This window comes from Alteromonas sp. 4NH20-0104 (assembly GCF_057547795.1).
The window spans coordinates 21046-28772 of the sequence record NZ_BAAJLP010000046.1 but is presented as its reverse complement, the minus strand read 5'-3'; the positions used below and the strand labels follow the sequence as shown (position 1 = coordinate 28772).

Annotated in this window: 11 protein-coding genes; 3 read left to right on the top strand and 8 right to left on the bottom strand. The window is 49.3% G+C overall.

The genetic code is table 11. The features are described from left to right. Positions 1 to 340 precede the first annotated feature (340 nt). Genes AC27IB_RS22355 through folB form a run of 4 tightly spaced genes read right to left on the bottom strand, consistent with a single transcriptional unit; the run spans position 341 to position 2400 of the window. Complete coding sequence (locus AC27IB_RS22355) at positions 341 to 709, bottom strand: histidine triad nucleotide-binding protein (protein WP_296045768.1); 369 nt, start codon at positions 707 to 709, stop codon at positions 341 to 343. A gap of 29 nt (positions 710 to 738) precedes the next feature. Next, positions 739 to 1539, bottom strand: a complete 801-nt coding sequence (locus tag AC27IB_RS22350; RefSeq protein ID WP_487123726.1) for an undecaprenyl-diphosphate phosphatase — start codon at positions 1537 to 1539, stop codon at positions 739 to 741. Further along, positions 1536 to 2042, bottom strand: a complete 507-nt coding sequence (folK, locus tag AC27IB_RS22345) for a 2-amino-4-hydroxy-6-hydroxymethyldihydropteridine diphosphokinase (RefSeq protein WP_296045763.1) — start codon at positions 2040 to 2042, stop codon at positions 1536 to 1538. The genes AC27IB_RS22350 and folK overlap by 4 nt, the downstream gene beginning before the upstream one ends. Position 2043: 1 nt before the next feature. Continuing rightward, entirely contained in the window at positions 2044 to 2400 is a 357-nt protein-coding gene (folB, locus tag AC27IB_RS22340) for a dihydroneopterin aldolase (RefSeq protein ID WP_487123724.1), read from the bottom strand. 187 nt (positions 2401 to 2587) lie between these two features. Between folB and plsY the strand changes: the two genes are divergently transcribed. Further along, positions 2588 to 3190, top strand: a complete 603-nt coding sequence (gene plsY, locus AC27IB_RS22335; protein WP_296045755.1) for a glycerol-3-phosphate 1-O-acyltransferase PlsY — start codon at positions 2588 to 2590, stop codon at positions 3188 to 3190. A 10-nt stretch (positions 3191 to 3200) separates the two neighbouring features. On the opposite strand, the gene AC27IB_RS22330 is transcribed toward plsY, so the two are convergent. The 4 genes from AC27IB_RS22330 to tsaD are packed head-to-tail and all read right to left on the bottom strand — an operon-like array spanning position 3201 to position 6686. Then, positions 3201 to 4010, bottom strand: coding sequence for a TlpA family protein disulfide reductase (locus AC27IB_RS22330; protein WP_487123722.1), 810 nt, complete (start codon positions 4008 to 4010; stop codon positions 3201 to 3203). 32 nt (positions 4011 to 4042) lie between these two features. After that, entirely contained in the window at positions 4043 to 4393 is a 351-nt protein-coding gene (locus AC27IB_RS22325) for a carboxymuconolactone decarboxylase family protein (protein WP_296045750.1), read from the bottom strand. Between the two features lie 17 nt (positions 4394 to 4410). After that, entirely contained in the window at positions 4411 to 5625 is a 1215-nt protein-coding gene (locus AC27IB_RS22320; RefSeq protein WP_296045747.1) for an alkaline phosphatase family protein, read from the bottom strand. A gap of 44 nt (positions 5626 to 5669) precedes the next feature. Next, a complete protein-coding gene (tsaD, locus tag AC27IB_RS22315) occupies positions 5670 to 6686 on the bottom strand; it encodes a tRNA (adenosine(37)-N6)-threonylcarbamoyltransferase complex transferase subunit TsaD (RefSeq protein ID WP_296045745.1) in 1017 nt (338 codons plus the stop codon). Positions 6687 to 6935: 249 nt separating this feature from the next. Between tsaD and rpsU the strand changes: the two genes are divergently transcribed. Both rpsU and AC27IB_RS22305 read left to right on the top strand, forming a co-directional pair. Continuing rightward, the gene (rpsU, locus tag AC27IB_RS22310) at positions 6936 to 7151 is read left to right on the top strand and encodes a 30S ribosomal protein S21 (protein ID WP_012517258.1); all 216 of its coding nucleotides are present in this window, start codon (positions 6936 to 6938) and stop codon (positions 7149 to 7151) included. A gap of 76 nt (positions 7152 to 7227) precedes the next feature. After that, positions 7228 to 7671, top strand: a complete 444-nt coding sequence (locus tag AC27IB_RS22305; RefSeq protein WP_296045662.1) for a GatB/YqeY domain-containing protein — start codon at positions 7228 to 7230, stop codon at positions 7669 to 7671. The last annotated feature ends 56 nt before the right edge of the window (positions 7672 to 7727 follow it).

The window sequence follows — 7727 nt, the reverse complement described above, 5'->3', positions numbered from 1 at the left end:
ATTCAGCCGTGAAAGACTGTTTAGGAGATACCGGCTCAAGGCCGCTATGACGGGTAGATATTAGTGGAGTAAGTGTCTCTTTGACGCTTCAATGACTGAGCTAGTGCACTTTTACACTCTACAATTGCACGATGGGGATCCCGGATAAGTACTGCGTACTTTCCGGGATAACAAAAAGCGATACCGTTTAGATTAGTCAGCCTTCTCAGGAGATCCCGGACAGCGCCTTTGGCGCTTCCGGGATAACGAACGCGATACTGTTTAGACTAGTCAGCCTTTTCAGGAGATCCCGGACAGCGCCTTTGGCGCTTCCGGGATAACAAAAAGCGTTAGCTTTTTGTTACTCTAAATGCTTGGGTTTATCTGTGTAGGGAGGCCAGCCCATCAACTTACCGGCTAAAACGTGCAGATGAATGTGGTAAACGGTTTGGCCACCAAACTCATTACAGTTCATTACCGCGCGGTAACCTTCTTCGGCAAAGCCCATCTCAACAGCCAACTTGGCCGCGACGGTATATAAATGACCGACCAGCGCTTCGTCTTCTTCGGTGATGTCGTTAATGGTGGCAATTTGCTTTTTCGGGATCACTAAAAAGTGAATAGGCGCCTGGGGATTTATGTCTTTAAAGGCCAGCGCTTTGTCATCTTCATACAAAATATCTGCAGGAATAGACTTATCAATAATCTTATCAAATATAGTTTCAGCCATTTGTACTCTCCATAAATTCGATACAGGGCTTACCAGAATATAAAGGCAATCAGCACGGCGCCAAGCAGTAAGCGGTATATCACAAACGGTAACATACCAATTCGGCTAATCCAGCTAAGGAACAAAAAGATACACAGATAAGCACTGACAAAAGAAAAGCCGGCACCGTAAATTAATGCCGACCAATCGACCGCTTCATTTGCTTCGAGCAGGTCTTTTACTGCTAATAATCCGGCACCGAGGATCACCGGAATAGACAATAAAAACGAAAAACGTGCCGAACTTTCGCGGTTTAAGCCCAGCATTAAACCCGCTGTCATCGTAATACCAGAACGGGATGTCCCCGGAATTAACGCCAGCATTTGGGCCAGACCAATGATAATGGTCTGACGCAGTGTCAGTTGTTCCAGCTTCTGCACATGCTTAGCTTTTACATCGGCGTACCACAGTAGTAAACCAAACAGGATTGTTGTGGTAGCAATTACCGCGGCACTACGCGCATGGGTTTCGATCAGGTCTTTCAGTAAAAAGCCGGCGATTACTGCCGGTATAGTGCCGATTACTACAAACCAGGCAAGCTTGCTGTCGGTGGTTTGTTGTTGGCTGAACCCGTGCTTAAAAAAGGCCCCGGTCATTTGCAGGATATCATTACGGAAGTAAATCATTACCGCCAACAAACTACCTACGTGCACGGCTACGTCGAATGCCAGCCCCTGATTGCGCCAGCCGAGCACTTCGGCAGGCAAGATCAAATGTGCAGAACTACTGATGGGTAAGAATTCGGTTAGCCCCTGAATAATGGCTAAAATAATAATCTCGAAAAGCGTCATCCCTGGGGTGAACTCCATTTAAAATCGATTGGCGTGGTTGGCTGCTTGCTGTGATCAAATTCCTGCCAGAGTTGCGAGAATGTTTTTCCGACAACCGGATGGCGCATTGCGGGTGCAATATCGGCCAATGGTCGCAACACAAACGCTCGCTGTAAAATTTCCGCTCTGGGCAGCGTCACCGGTGCATCACACACCTTTTGATCGAAGCACAATAAATCGAGATCCATTGTGCGTGAACAGTGCTTTTTATACCAGTCTTTTCGCCCGTATTCGGCTTCTAATTGTTTGAATAACTGATAAATTGCATCCAGCGATAAGCTGGTATCAACTTTCGCCACCCAGTTATAAAAACCGGGGCCGTCAAAGCCTTCTGCCGGGCAATCATAAACCGGAGAGACCACAACATTTTCAAAATACTGATGAAGTACCCGATAAGCTTCACGAGTGTGAAACTCACGCTCAATATTTGAGCCAATGCCAATATAGACCTGATGCAGGCTCACTTTACTGGCTTACCTGATGTGTTATCCGGATCCCAACTTTTCGGGCATCGGGTAATATGCCAGGTTTCTCAATAGTCAGTACCAGCTTTTGCACTGCAAAGGTATCGCACACTGCGGCAATGATGGCATTGGCGAAGGCCTCGAGTAATTCAAAGGTCGATTCACTTCCCACCTGTTTTACCGTTTCCGCTACCGCCGCATAGTCGATAGTGTGAGCGACATCATCTGACTGCATTGCTGCGGTTAAATCGGCATCAATCAACAAATCGATCACCAATACGGTATTTTGGGTGCGCTCCCAGTCATATACGCCTATCAGCGTAGGGACTTCCAACCCTTCGATAAATATTTGCTGCATAGTGAAAACACCTTTTTATGCGAGTATAGCCCTGGCGCTGAAGATTACGCGATCAGCGCAGACTTGGCCAGTCCGGCCACTATGAGAGTCTGCCGGTTACTGTCACCCTGTGCGTCACAATGACTGGCTTTACAGGCGATCTTCTAGTAGTGTGTGCACACTTTTCATGCACTTTTGGAGCATTGGCGTGCTTGCACTCAGTCTGTTAATGATTGGCGTTGCCTACCTGATAGGCTCTGTTAGCAGTGCAGTATTAATTAGCCGTGCTTTTCGATTGCCGGATCCCCGCCGCCATGGCTCAGGAAACCCCGGCGCTACGAATGTTTATCGCCTCGGTGGCCGGGTCCCGGCGTTACTGGTATTACTCGTCGATGTACTGAAAGGCACCGTTCCGGTTTATTCTGCCTATTTTATGGGGCTGCCTCCGGTAGCGCTCGGCTTTATTGCTATAGCTGCCTGTCTGGGCCATATCTTCCCGCTGTATTTTAATTTTGCCGGCGGCAAGGGCGTTGCCACAGCCTTTGGCGCCATGCTGCCTATTGGTCCGGCGCTGGCTGGCTCGCTGGTAGCCAGTTGGGCGGTTGTGGTGTTTATCTGGGGCTATTCGTCTCTGGGCGCTATCGTAACCGTGCTGCTGGCACCGGTATTTACCTGGTTTATAAAACCCATGTATACCATACCGGTGGCCATGCTGTCGGTGCTGATCATTTTCAGGCACAAAGAAAATATTCAGCGGCTACTCAGGGGCGAAGAAAGTAAAGTGTGGGATAAAGGTAAAGCCAACGAATAACGGTTATCCGCTACTGTGCGGGATCGGTTAACTTTTCCAATGCGTAGTCCAGACTGGCAGGCGATACCCCGCCAACATGTCGGTATAGCAGTTCACCTTGCGTGGAATAGAACAATGTTGTGGGTAATACAGCCACACCGAAGGCTTCACTAATTTCACCGCTGGGATCCAAAAGCACATTGTTAAGCTTCAACCCCTCTTCATTAAGAAAACCATTAATCCGCGCTGCTGACTCGCCCTGATTAAGAAAGATAAAATGCAGATTGGGATATTTTTGCTGAGCCTTTTCAAGCACTGGCATTTCACGCCGACAAGGTGGGCACCAGGTTGCCCACACATTTAATACGATGGGTTTATCATTAAAATCGGCGAAGTCTACCGCCTGGTAAGTGCTATTTTGTACTACCGGCAATGGCATGGTTTCACTGCGGTTCACCCAGTTTATCCAGATGTAAACCGGCAACATACACCCCGCGGTGAGCACAAGCACCTTTACCGTCGGACTGCGTGTCGCGGGGAGTTTTTGTATTCGCCAGACCAACAGGATTGCCCCGGCCACAAAGCCAGCCTGGGGTAAAAAGCCGCCATCGCGAATATCCAGCATGGCCAGCCAGTCGTACTCATATTGTGACCACATGCGCCACACGAAGCCGGCACGGGCCCCAAGCAAGGCCGCCACAAAAACACTAAACAACGTGTTTTCCACTTGTGCGCGTAATGGCTTGCCTTTTTCTATTACGCGCAGCCAGAGCAGCGCCAGAAGCAACGCTCCCCACACCAGCGCATAATCGATGGCCAGGCCGATTGGGCCAATCGACAAACTATGCAAACCGGGGCTGCCTGCTACAGAAATTAAGCTTTCGCTTCACTGAACTGCTCGTAAGCTAGCATCGCATCAGCCGCATACATCAATGACGGGCCACCGCCCATATACACGGCCATGCCCAGCGTTTCTTCTATTTCCTGTTTCGTCGCATCCAGTTCAACCAGTGCTTTAACGTGAAAGCCAATACAACCGTCACAACGGGTAGAGACGCCGATAGCCAGCGCGATAAGCTCCTTGGTTTTCTTATCCAGAACGCCGTCTTTGGTAGCGGCCTGAGCCATGGCAGAAAAACCCTGCATGGTATCGCTGATGTCACTGCGTAAAGCTTTTAGGTTACTGGAAATGCGTTGGGTGATTTCGGGGTAAGACTTACTCATATTCAAAACCTCTTTGGTTAATGTTCCGCCAGCGCCTGATTGAGTACGTCCAGTTGACCGTCGATGGGGCGAATCAACTCAAGCCCCAGCACTTCAGCCAATGCCGGATAAACCTCCAGATTGCTGAAGCGCGGGAGTAATTTACCCTGCTTGAAAGCAGGTCCCACCGCCACAAAGGTAGCGCCCATATCAGGATGTTCAGGCAGATAGCCATGACCGCCGGGCCCGATACGACTGTCTTTATTTTTGGCAAACCGGGCTGGCGCATCAATGGTCACTATAATATCACCGGTTCGCGGATTGCGCGGCATGTGATAATGCTTTCGTTGATATTCATCAAATACTCTGACACCCGGCAGGGCCAGCGCCCGCAGGGCTTTTTCCTGCGCTTTCACCGCGGCTTCGCTCACGCCGTCTTTGGCATACAACAGTATTTGTTCACCTTCGTTGAGGACCAGAAAATCCTCGCTGATATTCAGTTCATCCTGATAGATAATCCGGCTCGTATCCACCGCATTCATACCGTGGTCAGACACCAGAACCAGGTTTACCTTTATCGGTAAGGCTTGTAAGCGCTCATCCAACTGGCCTATCAATGCATCTATTTTTTGTACTGCGGCAAACGTCTGTGGTGCATCCGGGCCAAAATCGTGCCCAACGGTATCAACCAGCGAAAAATAGCCGGCAATAAACACCGGCCGGGTAGTATCAGGGTAGGTCAGCCATTCAATGATCTGATCGACCCGCTGCTGATAATCTGAGTATTTGGAATAATGAAAGTGATAAGAAGGCAACTGCCCACCGATGCGTGCATCGGATTCCGGCCAGAAATACGTAGCCGCCGGGTACCCATGGCTTTCCACCAGATTCCAGAATGGCATTGCCGTAATCCAGGTGCTGTCTTTATACGCTTCGCCCATCGAATAATAAGCATGGCGCGACTTGTCATAAAAGCGGTTATTCACAATGCCGTGATTGACCGGCAATAAACCGGTGAGTAGTGAAATATGATTGGGAAACGTATTGGCCGGATAAACGGGCTGCATGCTTTCAGCGCGCACCCCCCTCGCAGCAATGCCGGCTATCGCCCGGGCCTGATGCTTTTCGATATAGTCGTGGCGGAAGCCATCGATTGAGATTAATACCACATGCTGTTCCGGGCGTTCAGCATGTACATTCAGACTAACAAGAATCAGGCAGCCAACCAGACTGCGCCAACGAAAAAATTTCATAAAAGGCTTTGATATCAATTAAAAAGCATAAGATAACACCCTTTTTATGACACTGGTGTTAATGAATCAAGCGGCCAGCGAGGAACCACCGATTCTGACAGAGGAGTGGTTTCGCCCGCTTTGAGTCGTTGCAGCCCGGCGTACGCTATCATTGCCCCATTGTCGGTACAAAAATTTAACCCCGGGTAGTACACCTCGCCGTTAATGTCCTGCATCAATTTTGTCATGGCAGCGCGCAGTGACGTATTGGCACTCACACCTCCAGCGATGACCAACCGTTTCAGGCCGGTTTGTTTAAGTGCTCTCTTACACTTAATGCTTAACGTATCAATAACCGCTTCCTGAAAAGCAAAAGCGATGTTGGCTTTGGTTTGCTCACTGTCGTCGGCATCGCGAATGGTATTGGCGGCAAAGGTTTTAAGGCCGCTAAAGCTAAAATCCAGTCCGGGACGATCGGTCATCGGGCGTGGGAAGCGGTAATGTCCGCCCTCGCCGTTTTCTGCCAGTTTTGCCAGCAAAGGCCCACCCGGATAATCCAGCCCCAGCAATTTAGCCGTTTTATCGAAGGCTTCACCGGCGGCATCGTCGATAGACTCCCCTAAGAGCTCATAGCTACCAATGCCATCAACCCGCACCAGCATTGAATGGCCACCAGACACCAGTAACGCAACAAATGGAAAGGGCGGCGCATTATCTTCCAGCATGGGCGCTAACAGATGACCTTCCATATGATGTACCCCAATGGTAGGTACATCCCAGGCATAGGCCAGCGACCGGCCTACTGAAGCTCCCACCAGTAAGGCGCCTACCAGACCAGGGCCTCGCGTGTAGGCAATGCCATCGATATCTGCCGAGGTTGAACCGGCGTCGCTCAGTGCTTTTTGGATCAGGGGAACAATTTTTCGCACGTGGTCGCGGGAGGCCAGCTCCGGCACAACACCACCGTAGTCGGCGTGCAGTTTTACCTGGCTGTATAAGGTATGAGACAAAAGCCCCTGTTCATCATCATAAACGGCTATACCGGTTTCATCACAGGATGTCTCAATTCCTAATACGCGCATAGTGTTCTGTTTACCTTGTTTCTTCAAATTAAGCCGGGATAATGGCTGCGAAGTTTACCCGAATTGGTGAATTCAGGCCACTGCGGCGCAGAGAAGTGAATCATAACCGTCATTTTGGCTATTTTTTTAACACTAGGACTTTACATCGTGGGCGTGAATGATTAGAATTTCGCACCATTTTTAACCCGGGTGGTTTAAAAGTACCGCTTTTATCCCGGACATCCTGTTAAGTTTTGAGGTGAATTTTTAATGCCTATCGTTAAAGTTAGAGAAAACGAGCCATTTGACGTTGCACTGCGTCGTTTTAAGCGTTCTTGTGAAAAAGCCGGTGTTCTGTCAGAAGTTCGTCGTCGTGAATTTTTCGAAAAGCCAACCTGGGAACGTAAGCGCAAGAAAGCTGCTGCTAAAAAACGTCACCTGAAAAAGCTGGCTCGCGAAAACGCACGTCGCGTAAAACTGTACTAAGTTAATTTAGTTCAGTTTTAGCTGCACTATTTTATTGCAGCGTTAAACCTGTAAGCAATCATCGACTGAGTAACTTATGGCGCTAATTGACGATTTAAAAAATGCACAAAAAGATGCTATGCGGGCTAAAAATAAAGTTCGCCTTGGCACTATTCGCATGGCGTTAGCAGCAATTAAGCAAAAAGAAATCGATGAGCAGGTAACTTTAGGCGATTCTGATATCCTGGCAGTGTTAACTAAAATGGTTAAACAGCGCCAGGATGCTGCCGCGCAGTATGATTCGGCAGGTCGTGATGACCTGGCGCAAACTGAGCGCTCAGAGATTGTCGAACTCGAGTCTTTCCTACCCCAGCCTCTTAGCGAAGAGGAAATTGCAGCCCTGATCGATGAAGCCATGGCTTCAACCGGTGCCAGTGGCATGCAGGACATGGGCAAGGTGATGGGTGTGTTAAAACCCCAGGTACAAGGCCGGGCCGATATGGGTGCATTGAGCGCCCAAATCAAACAGCGTTTAGGGTAATTTCCCCCTCACCCGCTGGCATTTATGGTTGTAGCGCAGATCATTGCGCTAACCAC

What these genes read in the sequence shown, in the direction of transcription:
- AC27IB_RS22355 (WP_296045768.1), bottom strand. Translation starts at nt 709, where the DNA reads ATGGCTGAAACTATATTTGATAAGATTATTGATAAGTCTATTCCTGCA.
- AC27IB_RS22350 (WP_487123726.1), bottom strand. Translation starts at nt 1,539, where the DNA reads ATGACGCTTTTCGAGATTATTATTTTAGCCATTATTCAGGGGCTAACC.
- folB (WP_487123724.1), bottom strand. Translation starts at nt 2,400, where the DNA reads ATGCAGCAAATATTTATCGAAGGGTTGGAAGTCCCTACGCTGATAGGC.
- AC27IB_RS22325 (WP_296045750.1), bottom strand. Translation starts at nt 4,393, where the DNA reads ATGAGTAAGTCTTACCCCGAAATCACCCAACGCATTTCCAGTAACCTA.
- AC27IB_RS22320 (WP_296045747.1), bottom strand. Translation starts at nt 5,625, where the DNA reads ATGAAATTTTTTCGTTGGCGCAGTCTGGTTGGCTGCCTGATTCTTGTT.
- tsaD (WP_296045745.1), bottom strand. Translation starts at nt 6,686, where the DNA reads ATGCGCGTATTAGGAATTGAGACATCCTGTGATGAAACCGGTATAGCC.
- rpsU (WP_012517258.1), top strand. Translation starts at nt 6,936, where the DNA reads ATGCCTATCGTTAAAGTTAGAGAAAACGAGCCATTTGACGTTGCACTG.
- AC27IB_RS22305 (WP_296045662.1), top strand. Translation starts at nt 7,228, where the DNA reads ATGGCGCTAATTGACGATTTAAAAAATGCACAAAAAGATGCTATGCGG.